At 56.8% G+C, this 25,028-nt stretch carries 23 protein-coding genes; 8 read left to right on the forward strand and 15 right to left on the reverse strand.

The window, feature by feature from the left end:
* Positions 1-205 precede the first annotated feature (205 nt).
* Positions 206-1,771: an SIR2 family protein gene (locus tag PDR5_RS19160; protein ID WP_064598055.1), complete on the forward strand. Its 1,566-nt coding sequence runs from the start codon at positions 206-208 to the stop codon at positions 1,769-1,771.
* Between the two features lie 194 nt (positions 1,772-1,965).
* On the opposite strand, the gene PDR5_RS19165 is transcribed toward PDR5_RS19160, so the two are convergent.
* Both PDR5_RS19165 and PDR5_RS19170 read right to left on the reverse strand, forming a co-directional pair.
* Complete coding sequence (locus PDR5_RS19165) at positions 1,966-2,529, reverse strand: hypothetical protein (protein WP_064598060.1); 564 nt, start codon at positions 2,527-2,529, stop codon at positions 1,966-1,968.
* A gap of 417 nt (positions 2,530-2,946) precedes the next feature.
* Positions 2,947-3,606, reverse strand: coding sequence for a hypothetical protein (locus PDR5_RS19170; RefSeq protein ID WP_082934429.1), 660 nt, complete (start codon positions 3,604-3,606; stop codon positions 2,947-2,949).
* A 171-nt stretch (positions 3,607-3,777) separates the two neighbouring features.
* On the opposite strand from PDR5_RS19170, the gene dusA reads away from it, so the two are divergent.
* Both dusA and PDR5_RS19180 read left to right on the forward strand, forming a co-directional pair.
* Positions 3,778-4,773: a tRNA dihydrouridine(20/20a) synthase DusA gene (gene dusA / locus PDR5_RS19175; protein WP_082934430.1), complete on the forward strand. Its 996-nt coding sequence runs from the start codon at positions 3,778-3,780 to the stop codon at positions 4,771-4,773.
* Positions 4,774-4,848: 75 nt separating this feature from the next.
* A complete protein-coding gene (locus PDR5_RS19180; protein WP_064598064.1) occupies positions 4,849-5,229 on the forward strand; it encodes a DUF2388 domain-containing protein in 381 nt (126 codons plus the stop codon).
* On the opposite strand, the gene PDR5_RS19185 is transcribed toward PDR5_RS19180, so the two are convergent.
* Positions 5,230-6,063: an undecaprenyl-diphosphate phosphatase gene (locus PDR5_RS19185; RefSeq protein ID WP_064381048.1), complete on the reverse strand. Its 834-nt coding sequence runs from the start codon at positions 6,061-6,063 to the stop codon at positions 5,230-5,232.
* Positions 6,064-6,569: 506 nt separating this feature from the next.
* Between PDR5_RS19185 and PDR5_RS19190 the strand changes: the two genes are divergently transcribed.
* From PDR5_RS19190 to PDR5_RS19200, 3 genes are all read left to right on the forward strand, one after another.
* A complete protein-coding gene (locus PDR5_RS19190) occupies positions 6,570-7,310 on the forward strand; it encodes a winged helix-turn-helix domain-containing protein (RefSeq protein WP_039772760.1) in 741 nt (246 codons plus the stop codon).
* A 290-nt stretch (positions 7,311-7,600) separates the two neighbouring features.
* Positions 7,601-8,260, forward strand: coding sequence for a winged helix-turn-helix domain-containing protein (locus tag PDR5_RS19195; protein ID WP_039772761.1), 660 nt, complete (start codon positions 7,601-7,603; stop codon positions 8,258-8,260).
* Between the two features lie 382 nt (positions 8,261-8,642).
* Positions 8,643-10,037 carry an undecaprenyl-phosphate glucose phosphotransferase gene (locus PDR5_RS19200; protein WP_064598067.1) on the forward strand — a complete coding sequence of 465 codons (1,395 nt, stop codon included), beginning with the start codon at positions 8,643-8,645 and terminating at the stop codon, positions 10,035-10,037.
* Between the two features lie 361 nt (positions 10,038-10,398).
* On the opposite strand, the gene PDR5_RS19205 is transcribed toward PDR5_RS19200, so the two are convergent.
* The 6 genes from PDR5_RS19205 to galE form a co-directional block, all read right to left on the reverse strand.
* Entirely contained in the window at positions 10,399-12,477 is a 2,079-nt protein-coding gene (locus PDR5_RS19205; protein WP_064598071.1) for a YjbH domain-containing protein, read from the reverse strand.
* Positions 12,474-13,238: a capsule biosynthesis GfcC family protein gene (locus tag PDR5_RS19210; protein ID WP_371855520.1), complete on the reverse strand. Its 765-nt coding sequence runs from the start codon at positions 13,236-13,238 to the stop codon at positions 12,474-12,476. The genes PDR5_RS19205 and PDR5_RS19210 overlap by 4 nt, the downstream gene beginning before the upstream one ends.
* The gene (locus tag PDR5_RS19215; protein ID WP_080770671.1) at positions 13,235-13,900 is read right to left on the reverse strand and encodes a YjbF family lipoprotein; all 666 of its coding nucleotides are present in this window, start codon (positions 13,898-13,900) and stop codon (positions 13,235-13,237) included. The genes PDR5_RS19210 and PDR5_RS19215 overlap by 4 nt, the downstream gene beginning before the upstream one ends.
* Before the next feature lie 11 nt (positions 13,901-13,911).
* Positions 13,912-15,027 (reverse strand): polysaccharide biosynthesis/export family protein, encoded by a 1,116-nt coding sequence (locus PDR5_RS19220; protein ID WP_172829496.1) that lies wholly within the window; start codon positions 15,025-15,027, stop codon positions 13,912-13,914.
* Between the two features lie 90 nt (positions 15,028-15,117).
* The gene (locus PDR5_RS19225) at positions 15,118-15,354 is read right to left on the reverse strand and encodes a hypothetical protein (protein ID WP_003226528.1); all 237 of its coding nucleotides are present in this window, start codon (positions 15,352-15,354) and stop codon (positions 15,118-15,120) included.
* Positions 15,355-15,581: 227 nt separating this feature from the next.
* Entirely contained in the window at positions 15,582-16,598 is a 1,017-nt protein-coding gene (galE, locus tag PDR5_RS19230; RefSeq protein ID WP_064598080.1) for a UDP-glucose 4-epimerase GalE, read from the reverse strand.
* Positions 16,599-16,977: 379 nt separating this feature from the next.
* Here galE and galU point away from each other — a divergent pair, with 379 nt between their 5' ends.
* Both galU and PDR5_RS19240 read left to right on the forward strand, forming a co-directional pair.
* On the forward strand, positions 16,978-17,811 hold the full coding sequence (gene galU / locus PDR5_RS19235) for a UTP--glucose-1-phosphate uridylyltransferase GalU (protein WP_007951629.1): 834 nt from the start codon (positions 16,978-16,980) through the stop codon (positions 17,809-17,811).
* A 47-nt stretch (positions 17,812-17,858) separates the two neighbouring features.
* Entirely contained in the window at positions 17,859-18,266 is a 408-nt protein-coding gene (locus PDR5_RS19240) for a mannose-1-phosphate guanylyltransferase (protein WP_039772767.1), read from the forward strand.
* Positions 18,267-18,269: 3 nt separating this feature from the next.
* On the opposite strand, the gene PDR5_RS19245 is transcribed toward PDR5_RS19240, so the two are convergent.
* Genes PDR5_RS19245 through PDR5_RS19270 form a run of 6 tightly spaced genes read right to left on the reverse strand, consistent with a single transcriptional unit; the run spans position 18,270 to position 25,013 of the window.
* The gene (locus PDR5_RS19245) at positions 18,270-19,418 is read right to left on the reverse strand and encodes an SGNH/GDSL hydrolase family protein (protein ID WP_064598084.1); all 1,149 of its coding nucleotides are present in this window, start codon (positions 19,416-19,418) and stop codon (positions 18,270-18,272) included.
* Between the two features lie 12 nt (positions 19,419-19,430).
* A complete protein-coding gene (locus PDR5_RS19250; RefSeq protein ID WP_064598086.1) occupies positions 19,431-20,474 on the reverse strand; it encodes an acyltransferase family protein in 1,044 nt (347 codons plus the stop codon).
* 12 nt (positions 20,475-20,486) lie between these two features.
* Positions 20,487-21,590: a hypothetical protein gene (locus PDR5_RS19255; protein ID WP_039772770.1), complete on the reverse strand. Its 1,104-nt coding sequence runs from the start codon at positions 21,588-21,590 to the stop codon at positions 20,487-20,489.
* Positions 21,581-22,813, reverse strand: coding sequence for a polysaccharide biosynthesis C-terminal domain-containing protein (locus tag PDR5_RS19260; protein ID WP_064598088.1), 1,233 nt, complete (start codon positions 22,811-22,813; stop codon positions 21,581-21,583). Before PDR5_RS19260 ends, PDR5_RS19255 begins: the two co-directional genes overlap by 10 nt.
* On the reverse strand, positions 22,810-23,922 hold the full coding sequence (locus tag PDR5_RS19265; RefSeq protein WP_039772772.1) for a polysaccharide pyruvyl transferase family protein: 1,113 nt from the start codon (positions 23,920-23,922) through the stop codon (positions 22,810-22,812). Before PDR5_RS19265 ends, PDR5_RS19260 begins: the two co-directional genes overlap by 4 nt.
* Before the next feature lie 14 nt (positions 23,923-23,936).
* Positions 23,937-25,013, reverse strand: coding sequence for a glycosyltransferase (locus tag PDR5_RS19270; protein ID WP_064598090.1), 1,077 nt, complete (start codon positions 25,011-25,013; stop codon positions 23,937-23,939).
* Positions 25,014-25,028 lie beyond the last annotated feature (15 nt).

Below are 25,028 nucleotides of genomic sequence, written 5' to 3' on the forward strand. Positions count from 1 at the left end.
TCAGATCCCCGCTGGCTTTGGCGACGTCTTGATCCGCAATGCCACCGCCCTTTGCACCAGAAAAGGATGCGAAGCTCGTCGGGAGAGGGAGACAAGTGTTTTTTTCACTTTTCTGTTGACACTATTTTTTTAAGCTGGTGATATTCAGAGCAAGAAAACCTCCAATACTAAATGAAACACCTAAATACCAGCTAAGGAAAAGCGCATGGAATTCAAAGCGTCCCTTAAGGAGCATTTCAAAAAATTTGAAGCATCTCCTATGCTATTCATTGGGTCAGGTATGTCTAGACGTTACCTTGGCACGGAAAACTGGGAGCAACTGCTTCTAAAGTTTTGTAATGAAATAGGTGAAAACCCGCTCAGACTGAGAACAAGTTCTGGGGGAGATCTTACAAAGTACGCCCACTTATTGGCAAAAAGCTACGAAGAGCGGTGGTGGGAGCGACCAGACTCAAAAGAAGTATCAGAACAGTTTTCTGAACACTTCCTCAACGACAGTTCAATTCTGAAAATTGAAATCTCTCGATACCTACAAAAAGCTCATACAAACGTAAAAACCGAAACTGCTGAAGAATTAAATCTACTAAAAAAAGCCAACATCGATGGAATCATTACAACGAATTGGGACTGTCTTCTCGAAGATACATTTCCCAACTTCACTACATTTATAGGCCAAGACGGCCTCATAGCCGGAAGAAGTCATGGCATAGCTGAAATTTATAAAATTCACGGGTGTTCGACTCAGCCGAACTCTTTGATTCTTACTGAAGGAGACTACACCGAATACAGAAGAAAGAACCCATACCTTTCCTCAAAACTTCTGACAATTTTCATTGAGCGCCCAGTAATTTTTTTGGGTTACTCACTTGCCGACCCGCATATCGCAGAAATCTTAGAAGATATTATTGGTTGTTTCCCGGAGAAGAGTCTAGATTTCCTTCGTGACAAACTCGTTTTTGTAGAATGGCATAACAACCTCGAAGCACCTTCAATTACTGATTCAGTTATTCACAAACGAATACCAGTTAAGCTTGTAAGAGCCAGCAACTTCATTGACCTATTCGAAGTCCTTGCTGAAACAAAGAAAAGGATCCCAGCTCATATATTCAGAAAAATAAAAGACCAACTTTATGAACTCGTCATTACCGACGACCCTAAGGGACAACTCTATGTTAGAAATGAAAGCGACCTAGAAAAAAGCGACTCGTTAACTGAATTTGTCGTGGGCTATGGAGCCATTTCTACATTAAAGAAAGGCGAAGCCATTTCAAAACAAGGTTTAATTGGGCTTGAGCGATCCGATCTTGTTCGAGATATTATTTTTGAGACTGAAAAGTATGATGCATCTGATGTCGTGGCTACGGTATTCCCCAAATTAGCCAAAGGCAACCAAAAGCTTCCAATCTTTCACTACTTGAAGAAAGCAGGATACCTTCTATCAGATGGGAGCCTGAACCCGGTTTCGCCTCCACTTTGCCCTGGCGCAAGATCTCGATTTGACGGCAATTTATTTGACGAAACAAACGACGGCGAATTGAGGAGATCAAAAACTGTCCCGGAAGTCGTTATCGGCATCAATGAACTGTATCAACGACAGGGGTTTGAGCTTTTCGTGAGAATGGTACCTTACATGGCGCCAGCCCTTATAAAAGATGGGCTTGAGGACTTGTGCGAAATCCTAAAAAAGCATATTGACACTTCTTCCAAGCACAGCGGCTTTTTCAAACTTGTCTGTTTTTATGACTTAGTAAAAAACAGCGAGCGATACTGAAGCAGAAAAAAGGGGCAGATTTATTTAAAGCCAAAAGACAAAAAATAAATCAAGCCCCTTCTCATTTTTTAAATCAGAAATATTAAGCCATTACGTTTCCATTAGAACAACCCCGCAACAACCATGATAGTTTTGGCTGGGGTAATATGCAGAAAGGATCCTTTCCTTCGACATTGAAGAATTCAAGAACCCCATCAGAGCAAATATTCAATTGCCTTCTTGAGGAGTGCACTGAAGGCCCCGGCAGTGACAAACTTCCCTCCCACTTTTAGCCACTTTATCGCGATGTAGCGGCCCCCACTACCGCTTTTGCTGGAGGACAAATACTCCTCCACAACCCCAGCAAGCTCTCTAAACCCATGGACAAGATCAGCACTATCGAGCTGAGCAACGTTTACCTCAGCAACATTTCCAGCGTCTACTTTGAAAAACACAACGCAAGGAAGATCTGCTTTACCCTCAACACCCAGCACACTGAGAAAGTTCTGATTGAAACTTTCTACTTCACCACGACCACCACCATGGAGGTAAAAAAGGCTTAACTGCTTCCCTGAAATTCTATCTAACGCAGCAAAAACCCCTTGATCTCTCAGTATTTTCCTTAACGCTTTGTTATTGAAATCATAGAACACAAAAGCGAAAGAACGAGCCCTCTTTTTTTCGAGATGCTCAGCGCATATTTCGTCAAAACGTTTTATGAACTGCTCACGGCCATGACCTATTCCCTGACCACTTCCCTGCTCGTAAATTGGAATCATATAAGTCCCTTACGCCACTAATAATTTACAACTATTAAAACTAGGCCAGTTCCCATGGCAGATCTGTCCTACCATGCACAGCCTTTAAAATTCCAGCCTTCCTCAAGGTAGTGGCAGCCCACCGTGCATCGTACTGCCAAGTGTAAAGCAGAGAGCCTGAACGCCTTATCTCAACTTCATAATTATCCCAAATATACTTCGCCACATCCTTAGGCCAAGCTGTTCCACCTAAGGACTTCAGTGCCGCAACAACCCATTTCTTCATATCCGTTCTGGTTGCCATCGCCATCCATCTCCACAATTCGCCGATCGCGTGGCCCGAAGAACTGGAAATCTTTGGAATATCCCAGTTCATTTCTAAAAGCCGACTGCCCCCTCTTATCACTTGCGCATGCTACGAAGCACTCATCCAGCTTACTAAAACGACTCAACCGGCTTCTTAGCCTCAGCCAAAATCTTATTCGCCTCTAACCGCGGAAACGTAAACCGAATAATCATCCCCGAATCCGCACCTTGCCCCGCCATCACCAATTCCGCAGACCGAATATTCTCCGGCGCAGCAGCCAACGCACTAACAGCATTGGTCTGCCCTTTAGCGTTCAACCCTTCAAGAAACGTGTAAGTCAGATTCCCAGACGCCAGACCAACCTGTTCAAAATTGGAAATCTTCGTCGTCAGCTCTTCAGTGCTTCTCGATTTTCTCGCGGTATCAAACATATCCAGGATGGATTTCTCATCGCTCATGGAAACCAGCGTGAATGATTTGGAAAGCCCCGCGATGGCTTTGACGTACAGGTTCTGATCGAACGGGCTGATGAGTGACACCATCATCAGCTTGTCACCGGAGAAGATCAGCGCGACGGTGAATTTCTCTTCCAGGAAATCCACATCGTCGATGCACCTCGCGGTTCCGCCGACGTCCTCGGAGCAATCGTAGTAACCGGCGGCTTCGGTGAATTTTGCGAGTGGGGTTTGGTAGACGTAGTTCTTGAACAGCTTTTCTTCGGCGAAAGCCCCTTGGGCGGAGGCAAGCAGGGTGCCGGCGACGAGAACAGATGATGCGAGTTTTTTCAGCATGGGATCCCTTCCTCACTCTTATTGATAGCCCGATGCTATCAGTCCATTTCATGGCTGTCTTGCTTAATCCCACACTTGATGAGGTTGTATTTCCGCCGGATATCACTGAGCCCGACCGGTCATTCCTGATAAACTCCCCCACCTCCCAGCCACACCGATTCCGTACCCCCAATGCCCCCAATCTCCGCTACACCCGCCCCACTCTCCCGCCGTTTCTCCGTCGCGCCGATGATGGATTGGACTGACCGTCACTGCCGGTACTTCCTACGCATCCTGTCGAAAAACGCCCTGCTCTACACCGAGATGGTCACCACCGGCGCGCTGCTCAACGGCGATCACGAGCGTTTCCTCCGTCACAACGAAGCCGAGCACCCTCTGGCGTTGCAGTTGGGCGGTAGTGTTCCGCTGGACCTGGCTGCCTGCGCCCGCATGGCGCAGGAGCATGGTTACGACGAGGTGAATCTGAACGTTGGCTGCCCGAGTGATCGAGTGCAGAACAATATGATCGGGGCGTGCCTGATGGGGCATCCGCAGTTGGTGGCGGATTGTGTGAAGGCGATGCGTGATGCGGTGTCGATTCCGGTGACGGTGAAGCATCGGATCGGGATCAATGGGCGGGACAGTTATGAGGAGCTGTGCGATTTCGTCGGCACGGTGCGGGATGCCGGGTGCACCAGTTTTACGGTGCATGCGCGGATCGCGATTCTGGAGGGGTTGTCGCCGAAGGAGAACCGGGACATTCCGCCGTTGCGTTATGACGTGGCGGCGCGGTTGAAGGCGGATTTTCCGGAGCTGGAGTTCATTCTGAACGGCGGGATCAAGACAATGGAGGCCTGCCATGAGCATTTGCAGACCTTTGACGGGGTGATGCTGGGGCGCGAGGCGTATCACAATCCTTATCTGCTGGCCGAGGTGGATCAGCAGTTGTTCGGCAGTACCGCGCCGGTGATCAGCCGGGCCGAGGCGCTGGCGCAGTTGCGGCCTTATATAGCCGAGCATTTGCTGGCCGGCGGCGCGATGCATCACATCACCCGGCATGTGCTGGGCCTGGGCACCGGTTTCCCGGGGGCGCGCAAGTTTCGTCAGTTGTTGTCGGTGGATATCCACAAAGCCAAGGATCCGCTGGCGTTGCTGGATCAGGCGGCGGAGTTGCTGGCCGGGCGTTGATCGACGCGTTGAGCGTGTGGGCAACGAATGAGCGTTGCCCGGAGTTTTGTTGTACTGACAGGATGTCTTTTGGTTATGCCCGCGTTCAGCTGTGTTTTATTCAAGCGTTTCACCCTCCTCGCTTTACTCTCGACTCTCTATGCAAGCGCCTACGCATCCTGTGATTTTTTGAAGGGGTGCGGTAATGGGGAAGATGGCCCTTTTCAATCTACCCAAATGTCTGGTTTTCTGGTTTTCACGACGACGATGGCCACAGTCGACGGGATGTCGGACATTTCCGGACTGAAAAAACGTGTGTATTCGGTAGAGGAAATTGAAGCGGCACGTTATTTCCTCGCCAGTGACGGCATGCTGCAAGCCGCGTATTTCACCTCGGCGTTGCAGCGGTTTCGTCAGGATTCGCCCGACTCTGAATTGAATGACCTCGCCGTCGCTGCGCAGCTCAGCAGCCAGTAATCAGCTTGCCGCCGCAGCCGTCCAGTTAACCCAGCCGAACTGCCAGGTGGCAAGGATCAGCAAGCCGAAGCCGATCCGATACCAGGCGAAAGTGGCGTAGCTGTGGTTCGCAATGAACTTCAGCAGGCCGCGCACGGCGATCATCGCGAAGATGAACGCTACGACGAAGCCCAGGGCGAAGACCGGCAGGTCGCTGCTCTGGAACAGTTCGCGGTACTTGTAGCCGGAATACACCGCGGCACCGACCATGGTCGGCATCGCCAGGAAGAACGAGAACTCCGTGGCGGCTTTGCGTGACAGGCCGAACAGCAGACCGCCGATGATGGTGGACCCGGAGCGCGACGTGCCTGGAATCATCGCCAGGCACTGTACGCAACCGATCTTCAGCGCGTCGGCCCACTTCATGTCGTCCACATGGTCGACACTCACTACATGATCGCGCTGCTCGGCCCACAACATCACGATGCCGCCCACGACCAATGCAACGGCAACGGTGATCGGGTTGAACAGGTATTCATGAATCGTGTCGGCGAATAACACGCCGAGAATGACCGCCGGGAAAAAGGCGATCAGCAGATTGCGGGTAAAACGCTGGGCATTGCTTTGGGTCGGCAGGCCTTTGACGATCTCGAAGATCTTCGGGCGAAACTCCCAGACCACGGCCAGAATGGCGCCCAGTTGAATAATGATGTTGAACGCCATGGCGCGTTCACCGCCGAATTCCAGCAAGTCGGCAACAATAATCTGGTGGCCCGTACTGGAAATGGGCAGGAACTCGGTCAGGCCTTCTACCGCCCCAAGAATCAGCACCTTGAACAAGGTCAGTAAATCCATTAATCCTCCGTCAGAGCGCTCTTTGCGGGCGCCCTGTTAAATGCATTCAGGCATTGAGTATCTGAAGTAAAACAATTGGCAGATGAACACCCATTGCCCGACTCGGGGACGGAGAATATGTCTTATCAAAAGCCACACTCAAGGCATGTTAATAAACGTCCGTGTGTGAACTTGTCGACGTTATAGCCAAAACACAGGCCTCCCCATAAAATGTGACCCACCTCACAGTGCTCTGATACGTATGCAGTTGAGTGATGGCCAAGGGACATAAAAACAGCTCGCGATAATTACAAAATAGTGGCACCATTCCATATTGCCATCATCTAACGGCCTCTATTCCGTTAGTTCACAGCCCCGAAAAAATCAACTAAAAGCTTGAATCGCTTAATTATTGTTAGAAAACTCGGGAGCCACGTCTAAAATTCGTCCAAATGTTACCAATTGTCAGTCACAGATGAGAACCGGTGCTTTAACATCCCGATGTCAGCACCTTTTCGAGTCAATGCATGATGCTCACAGGTAACTTAGCGACTAGAAGCCCGCGCCGCACAAGCGACGAACCAGGTGTTCTCACCCTGGGTCGTACCCGTGGCGTGGCTGAACACTTTAGCGCGCTAATCGCAAAGCATGTGCAGAGCGGTGTGGCTGTTGAAGCCGACGCCTACATTAGTTCATATCAGCACAACGAATATCACGGCCTGTATCGGGCGATCTTCATTATCATCGACAGCCCTCAGGCACTCGAAGATAACCTTGCGCTGGTGGAAAACCTGCGCAACGACAACTTGAAGCCGATTATTTGTGCAGTGATCACAGGTCGCGGCGCCCACAACAAGATCAAGTACTTTCTGGCCGGTGCCGACTTCTGTATCAAACTCAATACCTTGTCCGATGAAAGCGCGGAACTGCTGGGTGAGTTCTTCGACAGCGAAGAATGGCAGCGGGATATCAGCCTGGTGCTGGACCCCACCCGCATCTGCCTCTCGGACACCAGCAAGAAACTCGATATCTCCTTTGCCGAAATGAAGATCCTGCAAGCCTTTGCGCAGACCGGCAATCACATTCTCAGCCATGATGAAATCGCCAGCATCATGGGCCTGAACACCCAATTCTACGACCCTCGGGCGCTGGAAAAATCCATCAGCCGCTTGCGTGGGAAAATCAAGGACGTGTACGGTACGAACGCCATACAGAGCATTCGCGGGTATGGCTATCGTCTGATGAGGGGGTTGATCTCAACCCCCTGATTCAGGGAAACACTCTTTTGCAGCATACGAGGGAACGTCTGATGCAACGCTTCAAACATCCGCTTTCTCATAGTTTTAACCGCGTCACATATCTAATAAAAAGCTGTCAATTGCATGAGCGCTGCAACACTTAAACATAACAATAAACCATTACTCTAACGCAGACCGAGTGGAACTTATCGAGGCCATCTTTGGGCCCAGACCCTGCCTGATCGATTAATTCCGAGGAAAACATTGCTCGCCTGCCATTATTTTTTCGCCAAATTTGGTGTGTACTTTAGGAGAGAGACATGGAAACCAGCACGACCCTCCCAAGAAAATACTTTGTTGTCGTGACTAACAGCTCAGCGTCGCAACGCGAACTCGAGAGCATTCTCTCCAGTGAGCGTTTCAATTCGTTTGGCACGTCTCAGGCACAAATGTTTATTGAAGGTGTTGCTTCGCCCTCTTCCACTCCGATGCTGATGGAGTTCACTTACCCACGCGGCACAAGGAAGCATGTCGCACGTAGCATCGAACATGATACCCAGCGCATATTGGCCACCCTCGAATCGGAATGGCTGGCAGCACAATCGGCGCATTCATTCCACAATTCCACGGCCATGTCCGAAAACCCCGCTGATACTTCCCGAACGATCGAATCCGACGCGCCCTGCACCCAAGCCTGGCATCTGGACAATGATCAGGGTGCATTGACGAAAGAAGGCGTCGAAATCAGTCTCACCGGGCTTGAAACCGCACTGGTCCGCAAGATGCTGCACCATGAAGATCGCGTTGTCAGTCGCGACGATCTGATTCTCAGCATCGGCCGCGAGCCGGAGCAATACCGGGGACTGGAAATGTGCCTGAGCCGTCTTCAAGACAAATTCAAGAACGCCAGCAACGGTGAACGATTGTTTCGTGCCGTGCGCAATCGCGGTTATTGCCTGATCCAGGAAGTTGTTGCCTAAACAACATCCCCCACTACAAGACAAACAGATACAAGTGCGATTACAAAAATAAAAAAGCACTCTGTTTGGTTTCACCCCTCCCTGGTTATACCCGCCTCCTGACCCCACCTACGATAGCAAACACAATATTGATTATTCACCCCCTGCCTTTCGACCTTTTCTAACGTTTGCATATTGGAAATTTAAACAAGTTGGCACTGTGCCATCTTGTTAGAACTCGTCAGACAGCATCCCCAGCAATAACTTAGTCTATTGACTGACGACAGTTCCGCATTCCGGCGTTGTTACCTCAGGACACTGGCTCAAACAACAATAACAAGTCTGCTTAACAACTCGGTTTTCTACTGTCGAAACCTGAATGGACGTCTTTTGGGGATATCGTATGGATCTTTCTCTTCGTATCAATCGAAACACCGGCCTCAAGGGACTGACCTTTTGGGGCCAATGGGCGCTGGCACAGAGTTTCATTGTTTCCCTGTTGTTCATACTGGCCGAACAGCACACGGGCACCGTCGAGTTCTACTATCGGATGTGCACGATCCTGGCCGTACTGGCCTCGGTGCCGGCTTATACCTTCAGCGGCGCGTATCGAAAGCGAGACAATTACCTGACCGGGCTGGGTCGACTGTTCATGGGCTGGTTCATGACCATGGCCGGGCTGGCGTTCATCGCCTTCATCTGCAAGGCCGATGCGCTGTTCTCCCGCCAGGTCATTCTTGAATGGGCGGTGTACGGTTTCCTCGGTCAGGCGCTGTTGTACGCACCGCTGCATGCGTTCTCGAAGTTCTACCAGCGGTCGCGCAAAAGCGAACACAAGACCCTGATCGTCGGCACTGGCGAACTGGCGTTGGGTCTGGCGAAGAAGCTGAGCCAGCATGAAAACCTGCCGCTGGTCGGCCTCGTCAGCAACGGCGATACCCCGTCGCTGGAAGCGGACGCCCCGCGCGTTGTCGGCGCTCAGGACGAACTGCTCGAGCTGATCCAGAACCACGACATCCGCCGCCTGTACATCACGCTGCCGCTGTCGGAAGCCGCCAAGATCGAGGCGATGTATGTGGACTTGCTGGATGCCAACGTTGACGTGGTCTGGGTGCCGGATCTGAACAGCCTGACGCTGCTCAACCACTCGGTGAAAGTCGTGGACGGCCTGCCGGCGATCTACCTCAACGAAAGTCCGCTGACCAGCCGCCCGACCGCTGCGCTAAGCAAGAGCCTGGTGGAGAAAGCCGTCGCCCTGCTGGCCATCATCCTGTTGAGCCCGGTGCTGCTGGCCGTGGCCCTGGCGGTGAAGCTCAACTCGCCGGGCCCGGTGTTCTTCAAGCAAGATCGCCACGGCTGGAACGGCAAGGTGATCAAGGTCTGGAAATTCCGCTCGATGCGCGTTCACGATGACCGTGACGTCAAGCAGGCCAGCCGCAACGATTCGCGCATTACCGCGGTCGGTCGCTTCATCCGTCGCACTTCGCTGGATGAGCTGCCGCAACTGTTCAACGTGCTGCAAGGGCACATGGCACTGGTCGGCCCACGTCCGCACGCCGTGGCGCACAACAACTACTACTCTGGCAAGATCCTCGCCTACATGGCCCGCCACCGAATCAAACCGGGTATCACTGGCCTGGCGCAGATCAGCGGTTGCCGGGGTGAGACAGACACCCTCGACAAGATGGAAAAGCGTGTTGAGATCGACCTGAAGTACATCAACAACTGGTCGCTGTGGCTGGATCTGAAAATTCTGGTGAAGACGCCGTTCACCCTGTTGTCGAAGGATATTTACTGAGACGCAGCGCTTGAGAAGGCAACACCGCAAGGGGACGAAAGTCCCCTTTTTTGTGGGCGGGATTTGGGGTTGGCCGGGGCTCTGCGGACAAGGTGTGTCAGATGTTTTGATGTCGGCTGAGCAGACGCTTTCGCGGGCAAGCCCGCTCCCACAGGGATTAGGGAAATGCTGAAGATTGCGACCTCACCCACTAACCTGTGGGAGCGGGCTTGCCCGCGAAGGCGCCGGATCATTCACCATCAGGTATGAACCTGGAACACACCGACTCCCCCAGCAATCACGGCTGCATCAAGATCCCCCTTCACCACAAACCAAAACGGGAGCCATCAGGCTCCCGCTTTAACTCCCCGCTCCCCCGAACCTACTCGGTAATCTTCCCGAAGTTCCGATAGAACATGTCCCCTTCCCGACTGTCCGTCATCGAATGCAGCTGGAAGCTGCGATTGAGCCGCGCGCCACCGTCACGGGTCAGCGGTGCCCACACCAGGTTGGCGCGGCGCATGGTCGACATGCTCATCATTTCGTCGAACGGGATCGACAGGTACAGCCCCTTGTCGAAACTACCCTCGCCATACTCGGCGCTGCCGGCGGTGGTGATGGTCGCCCAGGCGCCAAAGCGCACGCCGTTGAAGAACTCGCGGGAGATATCCACCGTGCCGCCAAAGTCGCCCGCCAGGTAACGCCCGACACTGACCGCGGCCAGCGTGTCGAACGGCAGGTCGGTGTAGCCGGTGATGTGGCCGGTCCAGACCGAGTAATCCTGCAGGCCGAAACCCTGGTCGAACTCACGCTGACGCACGTAGTTCAGGTCCGCACCGATCGACCAGCGCTTGCCGGTCGGACGAAACAGCACCTCGCCCCCGACCCCGGCGAACATCGACTCCAGATAACCGCCGTAGACCATGCCGTACAAATCCTTGTCCAGTTGCTCGGCGTGGCTGACCTGGAACAGCGGCATGGTGGTGTCCGACGTGGTCAGGTACTGACGCAAGTCGGTGCGCACACGCGGCAGGCCGCTCGGTGCGTCGTAGGTGAATTTGTCGAAGTTGTTGATCAGGTTCTGACTGAGCAGACCGTTCCACCAGGTGTTGCGGTTGAAGCGGTACTCGGCATCCAGATCCGCCGTGAACTGATAGAGCAAACCATCGGGGCCGCCGACGTTCTGTTTGAAGCCCAGGCCGACGCCGTAATTGAAGTGCTGCGGAGCTTCGGTGTAGAGGGTTTTCTCGTTGCGCGGCATCGCCGGGTTGATCTCGGTGGTGCGGTGCAGCGATTCCAGCGGCTCTTCGTTGTTGATCACTTCGCGGAAGGTCTGCCGGGGCACGCTGGTTTCTTCCAGCGGCAGGTCGTAGCGCTTGTTGACCACGGTAAACCAGTCGATGTCGTCGTTGACGCTGTTGTCGAGGATCCGGCTCGCGCGGCCGACAGCCTTGGGCGAATGGAAATAGCGCTGCTGCTCGCCGTACACGATCAGTTCGGAATCGCGCTGGGTGATGCGCTCGACCTTGTAGCCGGCGTTCTGCTGCAAGCGGCGGGATACGTCGGCCCAGTTGACCTCCTCCATCGTCGTGCTCGGCGCCTTCGCCGGCAGCGGTTCGGCCGGTGGGTCGAAGGTCTTGGCCGGGGCCTTGCGACTGACGAAATTGGTGTGGAACGTGATGCCGAACATCGCCGTGTTGCCGCGCTCCCAGGCCGCGCTCAGATCGACGGAATCGGTCACCTTGAACACCGCGCCAAGGTTGATCGGCGAGTCCTGCTTGATGATGTTGTCCTTGGGCTCGTGCTTGTAGTCGTTGCCTTCGTATTCGAGTTTCAGGCTGAGGCGGTCCCAGGGCGTCTGGTAACTCACACCGCCGAAAAACGATGGCTTGCCGCGAAAGTACGAGCCGGCGTTGACGTCACCGGTGCCTTCCAGATCCGGGCGGGTGTTGAAGCGGTCACTGATCGAACCCAACGGGTTGTCGACATCGCCGCGATTACCGATGTAACCCCAGGCGATGCCGGCACTGAAATCGAAATTGTCGTAGCGCTTGTTTGCGACGAAGAATTCACTGGCAAACAAACCGGTACCACCGATGTCTCGAAAGCCCAGCGCCACTTCCGGCGCCCAGTGGCTTTCCTGCCACAGCCGGACCTTGGCGTCGACCGCCTTGTCCTTATAGCTCTGGCTGCCGCTCAGCGCTTCGGAACCGTACGGACGGTTGGTGATGGCGGTGTAGCGAAACGAACCTTCCAGCCAGTCGAGCGGCTGCAACGAAACGCTGTATCGGCTGTACGGCTCGGTACGGTTGGCGTTGACGCTCAACTCACCGGCGGGCGACATGCGCGCGGTCGGGGTCTGCAACAGACCGACGCCGCCGAAGTCATTCTGGGTAATCCGTGGCTCGGCATGCACCAGGCCACATGGCAATAACAACACAGCTGCAAAACGCAAATTCAACGAACCACCTCAGCCAACTGCGTGGCAATCAATTCGGCCAACTGCTGATTCAGTTCAGGGACAGGCGGATCCAGATCATCGTTTTTCACCGGCACCAGAATCTTGCTGCCGGCCACGGGCATCTGCCCGCTCTCGCGGTTCCAGTGGGCGATGCCGACCCGCCGCGATTCGCCGTTGGGCTGGATCAGCCACAGATAATCGGCATCGGCGTCCGCCGTCAGCAACGTGCAGCCCTGCAGGTATTCGCGGGCCTCCTGCAACGGCTGATAAGGCAAACGGCACGGCTCGGCGACGGCGCCCAGCACTTCGACTTCGTCGACCCGTTTCGGGTAGATCAACTGATCGCCATCGTCGAGGCGGATGTTGCGGGCGAAACCGACTTCCACCGCCACCGGATCGAGATCGGCGATCTGCCGCCCGGTCACCGGCATCTGCCGGACCTGCTCGGCCAGGCGCTGTGCCAGCGCCGCACGACTCGGCTTGTCGAACAGCATGGCCATGCGCTGCAGCACATCCAGATCGAACAGCACGCCGACCTTGAGCCGCGTCTGTTCCTCCAGCAGCGACTGACGCAACAGAACGCCCGCCAGCCAATAACCTTCGGCATTCGGTACAGCCTCGCCGATCACATCGCGCAAACGTCCGCCCGCCGGCAATTCGATCGGGCCCGGATTGGCGACATCACCGCTGACGATGACCGCGGCCTCGCTGGCACCGGCAAGCAACATCAGGCACGCCGAGAGCGCTCTTAGCCGCTTCACGGGACATGCCTGCGGTCAGGGGTCAGCTGCACGATCCTGACCCGCAACTGCGAGGTCAGTTGCTGTTCACTCTGCACAATGAAACCGTCCACCGGATCGACCCAGTAACGGTTGGTCGCGCGCAGGCCGATGGCCGGCGCGTCAATCTGCTCATCGACGCGCAGCACGGAGTATTCCTTGTCGAGAATGTCGAGGGTTTCCAGGGATTTTCGGGAGAAGCGGCTGTTGACGATGATCCCGACTTCCTGGCCCTTGTAGAGGTCGATCCAGCGGCGGCTGGTGTAGCCGTCGGTGATGCGATGCAGGCCCTGTTTGAACGGCGAGTCATCGGACAGACGCGTGCCGTCCAGATCACCCTCCACACCCAGGCCGACAGTGCGCATGGCCAGGCCGTCGCGCATCAGCAGCACCTGCTTGCCGGAGGCGACCCAGAACTGTAGGTCCTCGCGCTCGCGCACCAGCGCCAGCACCCCGGAACCGGACGGCGTGGTCAGTTTGAGTTGGGGATACTTGACCCCCGCGACCTGCTCCGCCGACACGTCCAGTTCATCCGGCCCGATGACGGCGGACTTGAGGTTGTTCAACGAAGCGCTCATCAACGGATTGCAGCCACTCAACAACACGGCCGCCATCAGGCACACGCCCACTTTCAACGTTTTCACAGTCGGCGGCCTTATTTGCTGTTGTTACTGTATTCGCTCCAGTTCTTCGCAGCGGAAGCCCCGGTCCCGACAATCGATGCCGACGGCACCAACTGGCTGATCAGGCGATTCCAGCGAGTCACGTTGGCAGGCCCGACGTAGACCACGTCCTGAGGCCGCACTTCGAAGTGCGAGGCGAGCGCCATGGCGGTCGGCGATTCGGCTTCCAGCTGATAGATTTTCGCCGGCTCCACGTCGAGGTTTTCCACCCCGCGAATCACGTACACAGCGTTGCCGTTGGAGGTGGTCTGGCTCAGGCCGCCGACCGAGCCGAGCACGTCGGACAGGTTCATGGTGGCGGTCTTGAAGCTCAGCGCACGGGGCTGGTTGACCTCGCCCATCACGTAGATGCGCTTGTTGTCGTTGTACGGCAGATACAGCTGATCGCCTCCCTTGAGGTAGACGTTCTGCAATTCGGAATCCTGCTGATTCAGCGCGTCGAGATTGAGCGGATAAACCCGCCCGTTGCGCGTCAGCATCAGCCCCGACAAGTCGGCATTGTTGGTATCGACACCGGCCGAACCGAGGGCCTCGACCACGCTCAGCGGGTTGGTCGAAATCGCCTGGGGGCCGGCCTTGGTGACAGCGCCCGAGACCACGACTTTCTGGCTGGCGAAACGCAGCACCGCGACATCCACTTGCGGCTCGGCAATGAACGCCGAGAGACGTTGCTCGATGTCCGAACGCAGTTGCTGGATGGTTTTGCCGGCGGCCTGGACTTCCTTGATGTACGGGTAATACAAGGTGCCGTCGGAGCGCACCAGACGGCCGTTGGCGTCGATCTGCTGTTGCGCACCCGAAGGGGCGGTCAGCTCGGGGTGATCCCAGACCGTGATGTACAGCACATCGTTGCTGCCGATGCGGTATTCGGCCGGGGTCGCCAACAACTCCGCCGGCACCGACTCACGTTTGTACGTGGCGCGGTTCATGGCGATGAGCTTGGGGGTGATCGGAATGAGCTCGACCCGGCTGCTTTCGCTGGCGCCCTGGCGCGTGATGCTACTGGTGCTCAGGTACTGGCCGGGGGAGAACATGCAACCTTGCAAAGCGATACTTGCCAACAATAAAAGAGAAAAACGACGGGTCATAATGGCACTACGCTATTCAAGGGCGAATCCAAAAACAAAGTCACCCGACTTTCGTCGGGCGACCCTGTACTGCACCAACAGATACTTCAGTTAGTTGTGCGTGCCGGTTGTACCCGTGGTACCGGTGGTACCCGTTGTACCGCCGTTGGCACTTCCACCACTGTTGGACGCCGCTACAGCACTGGCGACCATGGCAGTACTGGCAGCAGGCGCTGTAGAAGCCGCGACACTGCCAGATACATTGGTCACTGCTGTAAGCGGCGCTTCAGCTGCGGAGGCCCAGTTGCTCAACATCGTCAACAGGGCGATCGCCATCACTTTCTTCATATCAACTCCTTTCTAACATCGCACCTGAACATCGGGTGTTGGTTAGAGGTGGTAGAGTTCAAGTCGCAAAAAGCGCGAACAAGATCCGTTGTTCTTTCACAGTCTTACGCAACTGATAAAAGTCGAACGGCAGGTTTATATCTACGGACTTGCAAAAGGCATTGCCAGTCTAATTTCCCGACGATATCTAACAACCTGACTGAAACTAACATTGCACTAAAACGCCATCATCCCTGATAACCCCGGGGATGATTCGATTGCCAGCGCCAGGTGTCGGTGACCATGTCCTGCAAGTTGCGTGTGGCTTTCCAGCCGAGTTCCTTGGCGGCCTTGGAGGCGTCGGCCCAGCTCTCGGCAATGTCCCCGGAACGCCGTGGCATTACCCGGTAAGGCACCGGCTGCCCGCAGGCCTGCTCGAAGGCCCGCAGCACCTGCAACACGCTGTAGCCGTCGCCGGTGCCGAGGTTCCAGGTATGAATGCCGGTACGGTCGGCGATGGTTTGCAGGGCTTTCAAGTGCCCGTCCGCCAGATCGACGACGTGGATGTAATCACGCACGCCGGTGCCGTCGACCGTCGGGTAATCGTCGCCGAAGATCGACAATTCCTTGAGGCTGCCAACCGCCACCTGGCTGATGTAAGGCACCAGATTGTTGGGAATGCCGTTGGGGTCTTCGCCCATCTGGCCGCTGTGATGCGCGCCGATCGGGTTGAAGTAGCGCAGCAGCGCGATGCTCCAGCGCGGTTCGGACTGGCACAGGTCGCGCAGCACGTTCTCGACGATCAGCTTGGACTGGCCGTAGGGATTGGTCGGAGTGCCGGTCGGGAAATCCTCGCGGATCGGCATCTGCGCCGGCTCGCCGTACACCGTGGCGGACGAGCTGAACACCAGCCGGAACACCCCCGCCGCTGCCATCGCCTGGCACAGCGTGATGCTGCCGCTGACGTTGGTTTCGTAGTATTCGAGCGGCTTGCGCACGCTCTCGCCGACAGCCTTGAGCCCGGCGAAGTGCAGTACGGCATCAATGGCGTGCTGCTGGAAAATCCGGTCCAGCAGGGCCCGGTCACAGACATCCCCGCGAATCATCAGCGCACTTTTGCCGCAAATGGCTTCCACCGCGTGCAAGGCGGCGTCGCTGCTGTTGCAAAGATTATCCAGAACTACAACTTCATAACCTGCTTCAAGTAGTGCAAGTGTGGTGTGCGAGCCGATATAGCCGGCGCCACCCGTTAACAGAATCTTCATAGCGCGGTCCATAAGTGGGAAAAGTGCCAACTCGCGTGTCAAGCGCTGCTTGTTTAATGTGTGTCTTGATTCACACAAACAGCGCGACAACAACCAGAAACAAAAACAGTTCAATCACTGGCTATAAATATTTTTACAAGCCAAACTGTATTGCCTGGTACTTATTAGCACTCCCGCGCATTCATCACTATCAACGGATGCCGACTAAAAATAACCAATAACTGTCAAACCGACATCTCATAACATTGTCGTGTTTTACACTCATTGCTATTTGCCACTCATCTCCCGAGTCAGGTATTAAAGTACAGCTTCAATAACTTGCAACCTTCGTTATTGCAATAAACGATGGCAGTGCGCCATGAATGACCAGGAAACTTTTATGATCCGTAAATGTTTGTTCCCCGCTGCCGGTTATGGCACGCGTTTCTTGCCGGCCACCAAAGCCATGCCCAAGGAAATGCTGCCGATCGTCAACAAGCCGTTGATCGAATACGCCGTTGAAGAAGCACGGGACGCCGGCCTGCAACACATGGCCATCGTCACCGGCCGGGGCAAGCGCGCACTGGAAGACCACTTCGACATCAGCTACGAACTCGAACACCAGATTCGCGGCACCGAGAAAGAGAAATTCCTGGCCGGCACTCGCGAGCTGATCGACACCTGCACGTTCTCCTACACCCGTCAGGTGGAAATGAAAGGCCTCGGCCACGCGATTCTCAGCGGCCGCCCGTTGATCGGCGACGAGCCTTTCGCCGTGGTACTGGCGGACGACCTGTGCCTGAACCTCGAAGGCGACGGCGTACTGACGCAGATGATCGAGCTGTACAAGAAATTCCGCTGCTCGATCGTCGCCATCCAGGAAGTCCCGCGCGACCAGACCCACAAGTACGGCGTGATCGCCGGCGAAGCGATTTCCGAGGGCATCTACCGGGTCAACCACATGGTGGAAAAACCGGCCCCGCAAGACGCACCGTCGAACCTGGCGATCATCGGCCGCTACATCCTCACGCCGGACATCTTCGACCTGATCGCCGACACCGAGCCGGGCAAGGGCGGCGAAATCCAGATCACCGACGCCCTGATGAAACAGGCGCAGAACGGTTGCGTGCTGGCCTACAAGTTCAAGGGTCTGCGCTTCGACTGCGGCGACGCCGAGGGTTACCTGCAGGCGACCAACTTCTGCTACGACAACGTTTACCTGAAGGGTCGCTGAGCGGCCCCCACTGATTCATCGCAGCACGCACATCCAACGAGGCAACCATGAACATTGCACAACATTCCGCAGAGATTGAACGTGAGGTGGACAACCTCGGGGTGATGAGCTGGTTATCCCGCCATCAGCCATTGCCCAGCGCCAATGGCCCGTGGCTGGGCACCCTGCTGCTGGTCGACCGCCTCGGCGTGTTTCCCTCGTCCGGGGACATACGCCGACCGATGCGCGATCCCTATCCTCTGCTCGCCCACCTGAAACGGATTTACGGCGAGCAGGCGCTGGAGGTCGATGACCGCGACGGCCTGAAGATGATCTTCAGCGACTGGCGTTTTCGGGTGCGGATCTGCTGCAACGACCCGGCGATCATCGTCAATGTGGAAACCCGCTGCGTGACGCAGTTGATGCCGCAGAAAACCGCAGAGCTGCTGAGCCATCTGGATCTGTTCGACAACTGACGGCTACTTCGAAGTCTCGCCACAGTTGTCCTGTGGCGAGACTTTTTGTTGCCCGCCCACGACCCAACGATAGAAGTAATCGGCAATCACCCGCCCGCCCGTGGCCGGCAGCGGATGAATCTTGTCCGGTCCGATCATGGCCGCCGCGTAGCGTTTGACGTCGGTGCCAAACGCACATTGCAGGTTGGCATAACCCAGACGCTGCTCACGGGCCCAAGGCTCGATGACCTGCGCATAAGCCGACATCGGATAGGCGCTGGAGCGGGTGGTGTCCTGACGCAGGATCAGGTTGATGCTCGCCGCCGGTTGAATCTCGCGGAGCATGCCGACCAGACCCTGAACGTTATGCAGATACTGCTCGGGCTTCACGCCGAAACCCTGATCGTTGCCACCGAGCATGATCAGGTAAATGTCTGCGGGAATCTTCGAAACCACGGCTTTCCACTGCGCCTGCCAGCGGGCATCGTCGTGGTAGAAATCAGCGGACGCCGCGCCGGACGCCGCCAGTTTCGAGACCCGAACCCCGTTCTGATCGTTGCTCAGCCACAGACCGAACAGGGTCGGCGCGCCTTTCACCACTTCCAGCCTGAAGGCCCAATCGGTCGCGGCCGACGTACCGGGTAGCGGGACTTCCTGTACGCCCTCGCCCGCGAGTTTCAACGGCTGCCAGTCGGCGGAGGGTGACCAGCGATAACGCAACTCACTGGACTCGCCGTTGCCGAGGTAGAGCAGTTTCGCCTGAGTGACTGCGGTGTTGATGGCAGGCGTCGGGCTGGCCTCGACTTGCAGCCAGGCGCCGGGGTGGCCGGTCACCGTGCGGCTGTCGGGGCTGGCCTGGCCGAGGCCGGAGACCTGCCAGTCGCCGCCGAAGTATTTTTCGCTGCTGCGGGTGTACTTGAAATGCGTGCCGCCGAGGGCTGCGCCGTGGTTGAACCCGACATACCCCGGCCCGGCAAACCCGACCTCCCCGGCCACGCGCTGCACCAGTTTGTTCAGGTAGAAATCCTGCCCCGCGCTGTAGCTGTCGCCGATCACCGAGATCGACAACACCTTGCCGGCCTTGCCTTCGCGCCACTGGCCAAACCGCTCGCGAGCGTCGCCGACCTGCACCACCGACGCCGCCACCGGCGGCACATCATCAACAGCCAGCATGAATCGCTTCCTTCATCGGGTCTGCGCCACCGGTGCGATGGTCGCCGCCGGTTTCTTTTTCGTCGCCGCACGTTCGCCGAGAAACAGCACGGAAGTGAAGTTGAACCGACTGAAAATCATCGACAACACCACCGGCCCGAGCAAACCACACGTCAAACCGCAGAACACCAGCACGCTTTCGTCTTTCACACCCAGGCGGCCGAGGATCGAACGCGACGTAGCGGCGAACAATACGTGAAAGAGGAAAATCGCGTAGGAGTAACCGCCAAGCCAGGTCAGCGTCTTCGAGCGCATGTCACTCGACAGTAACGCGATGCAGGATACGCAGCCCACGGTCAGGCCGATCAGGCTGCGGCGGTCGACAATCAGCTCGCGATCCACCGCCGCCACGTACAGCAGCGTCAGCGAGATCAGCACAAATACCAGCGGGCCGATCACCTTGAACGTCTGCTTCAGCTCGCTGACTTTCTCCTGGCCGATCATGCCCGCCACGAAGAACGGCAGCAGATAAATCGCCCCGTTGATGCCGAACACGTCCACGGGAAACGGCGGCAACAGGAACACCGCCGCCGCGAAGGCAAACAACAGGTACAGGCGCGTCGGTGTACGCAACAAACCGCGCCACTCCAGCAGGCCGACGAACATGAAAATGATGAACACCGCCTGCAGAAACCAGAAGTGGTTGATCGGCACGTAGAACGACAACAGCGCATCCATCACGCTGACGTCCTTGTTCACGCCCGGCCCCACCGCCTGCAATACCGAGAACGGCACCCCCACGCAAAACAGCGGCACGATCAGGCGCCGCACCTTGCCGCTGAAGAACGCGGAAAAGTCATTGCCGCGAATCTTGTAGAGGGAATAGATGTAGCCGGAGATGAAGGTGAACAGCGGCATGCGCACGTACACCATCGAATCGGCGATCACCCGGAACGGCGAGCCGATGTCGATTTTCAAACCACCGCCCAACGGCCCGATCACGTGATAGAGCACCAGCAACAGGCACGCCAGGCCGCGCAGGGTTTCGATCTCCAGGGACTTTTTCTTGCTCGACATAAAGCACCCGCCTCAATTCAGAATTCTTGATTCAACCTTCGCCGGTTTGTTCGCCCGCAGCATCAACCCCAGGCCCACGAACAGCACCGGCACCACCATCGAAAAGTGCCGGGCGAACGAACCGAAGTCCGGTTCGAACAAGCCCTGAACCAGCAGAAACGCCAGCGGAATCGCGATCAGTTCCTTGGGTTTGGTCTGGATCGGTGCGCCCTTGTAATCGGTCGAGGTAATGACTTTGAACAGCAGCAGCGCGGTCATGATCATCAACGCCACGAAGATCACCTGGCCCGGCCCCGACAGCAGGATCAGCTCAACGGGGAACGACAAGCGGAAGAAAATGATCATCGAATCCAGGGCCTGCGAGACGAAGTCGCTGCCGCTGAGCCACGAGACGATCAGCGATTTGGAACCCTCCTCGCCCGCCGTGCGCAGTTCGTTGTTGCTGGCGCGAATCGACGACACCGGAAAGCCCAGCGCCAATTGGATCGCCATTGCAACCGCGAGATAGAACAGGAACAGCATCAGGAAGAAGGTGGTGCGCGAGACGTATTTCTTCATCACGCAGACGCCGACCCAGGACAGCGAAAACAAAATCCAGTAGGGCCGGATCAGCACGCCGTAGATCACCGCCGAAAGGAAAAATCCGCCGCGATATTTGCGCGTCAGCGAGCTGAACAGAATGCTCAGCACCGCCACCGACACGATGATTTCCTTGGTCAGGTTTTCCAGGAAAAACGAACGCACGATGCCCCACAGGCACAGGGTTCCGAAGATGGTCAGCGGCATGCGCCGGAACACCACCACGGGAATGGCCGTGAGGAAAAAGTTGCAGAACATCCCGTAGGCCCAGGCGTTGGTCAGGTTGATCCCGGTGGGCCGCAGCAGGAACGCCGAACATTCGTAGGACGAGCGATCCGGCGAGAACGGGTTCCAGAAATTACAGTTGTCGGCCCGGGCATAGGACGACCACAGGGTCATCGCGTCCGGGCCCGGATCGCGCGGCACCAAGAGCGGCATCGCCACCGACAGAAACAGCCCGGTGAACAGGATCAGGAACGACAGCGAGGAGTCGAGACGGCGACCACGAAACTCGATGCACGGCAGTTTCAGGCCCATGACACGACAGCCTTTTTCGCGCGCGTGGCGCGAGTCAGCAGCGCAATCACGCCGAGCTGCACGGTGATCGCGAAGACGTTGCCCCAGGCCGCGCCGTAGATCGAATAATGCTTGATCAGCAGGTAACTGACCGGCACTGAAACCAACAGGCAAATGGCCGCACTGGCAAGGGACACCCGACTGTTTTTCGACGCGATCAAGCCGCCCCAGACGATGTCGCCAATGGCGCGCAGGGCGAAGGAGAAAATCAGCACGCCGAGAATGCCGTTGTCCGGACGCGGAACGCTGGTGGCGACGTAATCGAGCACCACGTTGAAGAACAGATAAATGCCCACCGCGACCGCCGCCGACACCACCAGCGAACGCGCGACCCATTTGTTCACGAACAACTGCCGGACCGTGAACGGTTGCTGATCGGCCTGATAACGCTTGGCGAGCAGCGGAATGCCGACCACCGCCACCACCGCGTAAGACAACGCCTGCAAGGTGTTGGCCGCCGACCACGCGTACACGTATTTACCGAGGCTGGCGTAGGGTTCGAGGTCGATGATCAGAAAGCGCTCGGCGTACTGACTCAGGGCGATCAGACCCGTGCCGAGGTAAAACGGCAACCCGGCTTTCCACACGGCGGCGGTGGCCAGCGTTCCCTCTTCCCGCCCGCGATGAACATTCACCACGATCAGGTAACCGGCGACGATCACCAGCACGTTGGCGATGACCCACAGCCACAGCACGCTGGCGATTGCGGACACCCAGCCGAGCGCCATGCCGCCCACGGCCAGCAGCGCCCAGAGCCCGGTCTTGATGAAGAACAGCAACGCACCCGCCGTGGCTTTCTGCGCGGAAAACACGAACGAGTTGATCTCGAACGACAGGTGTTCGGTGAGCAGTACCAGCGTCACGCAGGCGATCAGCGCAGCCGTCGCTTCCACCGACTGGAACAGCGAATAAATCACCACCGTCAGCACCGACAACGCCAGCCCTACGGCCAGGTACAGCAGCAGCACCTTGTCCACGACCCGGCGCGAACTGCCGCCCACGCTGATCAGCCGGTTGATCTCGGAACTGAAACCGACGCTGTAGAACTTCGACGCGATCAACGACGCCGCGACCACCACGCCGTAAAAACCCAGCGCCTCGTAACCGAGGTAATGGGTGATGGCGAGCACCAGCAGGAACTTCGCGCCCAGTGCCCCGCCACGCAGCAACAGCCGGAATATCATCGAATGACGCCCTTGATGATGTCGTCCATGGCCACGGTTTTCGCCTCGATCTCGCGGCAGGTGTCGGTCAGGCGTTTGCCGAAATTCGACAGCGCGTCAGGCGCGTAAACCGTGTCGATGATGGTGTCGACATTGATATCGCCGCCGTTGATGACCCAGTCCTCGACGCCCATGTCCTGATAGGCGCCGAAGCCTTTGCGTTCGTAGCTGATGTGGTACGCCGGCACACCCGAGAGCAGTGATTCGATCGCGCCGTGCAGGCGCACGGAAATCACCAGGTCCGGTTGGTATTTGGCCAGCGTTGCCTTCAGCGGCAACAGGTCTTCGGTGATGCCCAGTTCGCGATAGAACGCGCCGTCATCGTTACCACGCACGGCGCTCTGTACGGCGCAGACCACTTTGCTTTTGTTCTTCAAGCGCTGCAGCAGCACCTTCAGGTTGGCCACGTAGGCGAGCTTCTTTTCCTTGCTCCATGCCGGCGGTTTACGCAGCACCACGCACACCGTGGCCGGCGTCGAAGCGCAGCGGGTGAACTTGGGTTGCTGGAGGATCTTGCCGGCCAGGGCCTGCACCGCGAGGTCCGGCGCGCGGTAGACATTTTCACAAGCATCGAACAGCGCCGAGGACCGGTTATCGCGCACGAACACCGCGTCGGCGCTGGCGTAGTGGCCGACGATCTTGTCGCTGTCGCCGTGGAACGGCCCGATGCTTTGCGGCAGGTACACCGACGGCACTTTGCTGAGGATCGCGGTTTCCAGCTGCTTGGCGTGGCCGAGTTTCAGCTTGATGTGCTCGAAGGCGCTCTTCGAACGCATGTAGCCGCCGCCGACGCCGACGATCAGATCGGTTTTCTTCAACAGATCCGCCAGCCCCGCGTAGGACTGATTGAGGAACACCGCCTGCTTGACCCGGCCCAAGCCCTTGGCCGCCATGACTGGCGCATCGAAGCGCGGGTGCGGCAGGTACTTGAAAGAGTCCGGATCGGAAGCCACCACACTGATCGCGGTGTCTTCGCCAAAGTTGCGCTGCACCAGCGCAATGGCCAGATCGACCAGCAGACCATCGCCGGAGTTGGAGGCACTGTAGCCGTGCAAAATCGTTACGTTCATGAGCGGAGTTCTACTTAATAAGAGGGAGCGGAATACACGTCGTAGGTCTGGCGGATCATCAACGCGGCGCTGAAACGCTCGCGGACGATGCGCCGACCTTCGATGCCGAGGGCCGACAACGCAGGCTTCTGGATTTTCTTCAGGCGATCGGCCAGCGCCTGGTGATCACCGGCAGGGAACACGTAACCGGACACACCATGGGTGACCAGTTCGGGCAACGACGTGCAGTCGCTGGCAATCACCGGCAGGCCCAGCGCCATGCCTTCCAGCGGCACCATGGCAAAGCCTTCCCAGCGGCTCGGCACGATCAGGGCATCGGCTTTCTGATACAGCGCGTGTACTTCGGTTGGCGTCACCCAGGGCAGGTATTCCACCCCGTCCAGCGGCGGACATTCGACCACGTCCTCGTTCACCGCACTGCCCACTACCGTCAGTTTCAGGTCGCTGCGCTTTGCTTCGCTGTAAGCCTTGAGCAATACGTCGAAGCCTTTCTGGTAGTCGAGGCGACCGACGAACAGCAGATGAATCGGTGCCGGATCGTTGGCCTTGCGTTCTTCATGCTTGTGATCGATGCCGTTGTAGATCAGCGTCATGCGCTTGCGCTCGATGCCAAACTTCGCGGCCTTGTCCAGCTCGAACTGGCTGACGCAGATGATCGTGTCCGTGACCTTCTGCAGCACCCGTTCGATCCCCGCATAGACTTTCTGCTTGATCGGCGAGCTTTCCATCAGGAACGAGAACGCATGGGGGCAGTAGACGATTTTCGGCTTGCGCCACGGCCGCAGGAGCACGCACACGCAACGGCCGATCACCCCGGAAAAGGTGCTGTGCAAATGCACCACGTCGGGTTTTTCCTTGAGCAGGACCCGCGCCAGTTGCCAGGCAAAACGCAGCAGCGACGGCACATTCCGCCCGCTTCGGGCAAAGGTGCGGATCTGCTGTGGATCGATGCCGTGCAGTTCTTTCTTCTGGTCGAGCGGGACCAGATACACCAGCTCATAGCGCCCGTCTTCGGGAGCCGCCGAAATTGTGCGGATGACCGTCGCCACCCCACCTTTGATCGTTTCCGCCACGTGCAGTATTTTTTTCACAACTCACCCACTTTC

The organism is Pseudomonas sp. DR 5-09, assembly GCF_001655595.1.
Taxonomy (GTDB): domain Bacteria; phylum Pseudomonadota; class Gammaproteobacteria; order Pseudomonadales; family Pseudomonadaceae; genus Aquipseudomonas; species Aquipseudomonas pharyngis.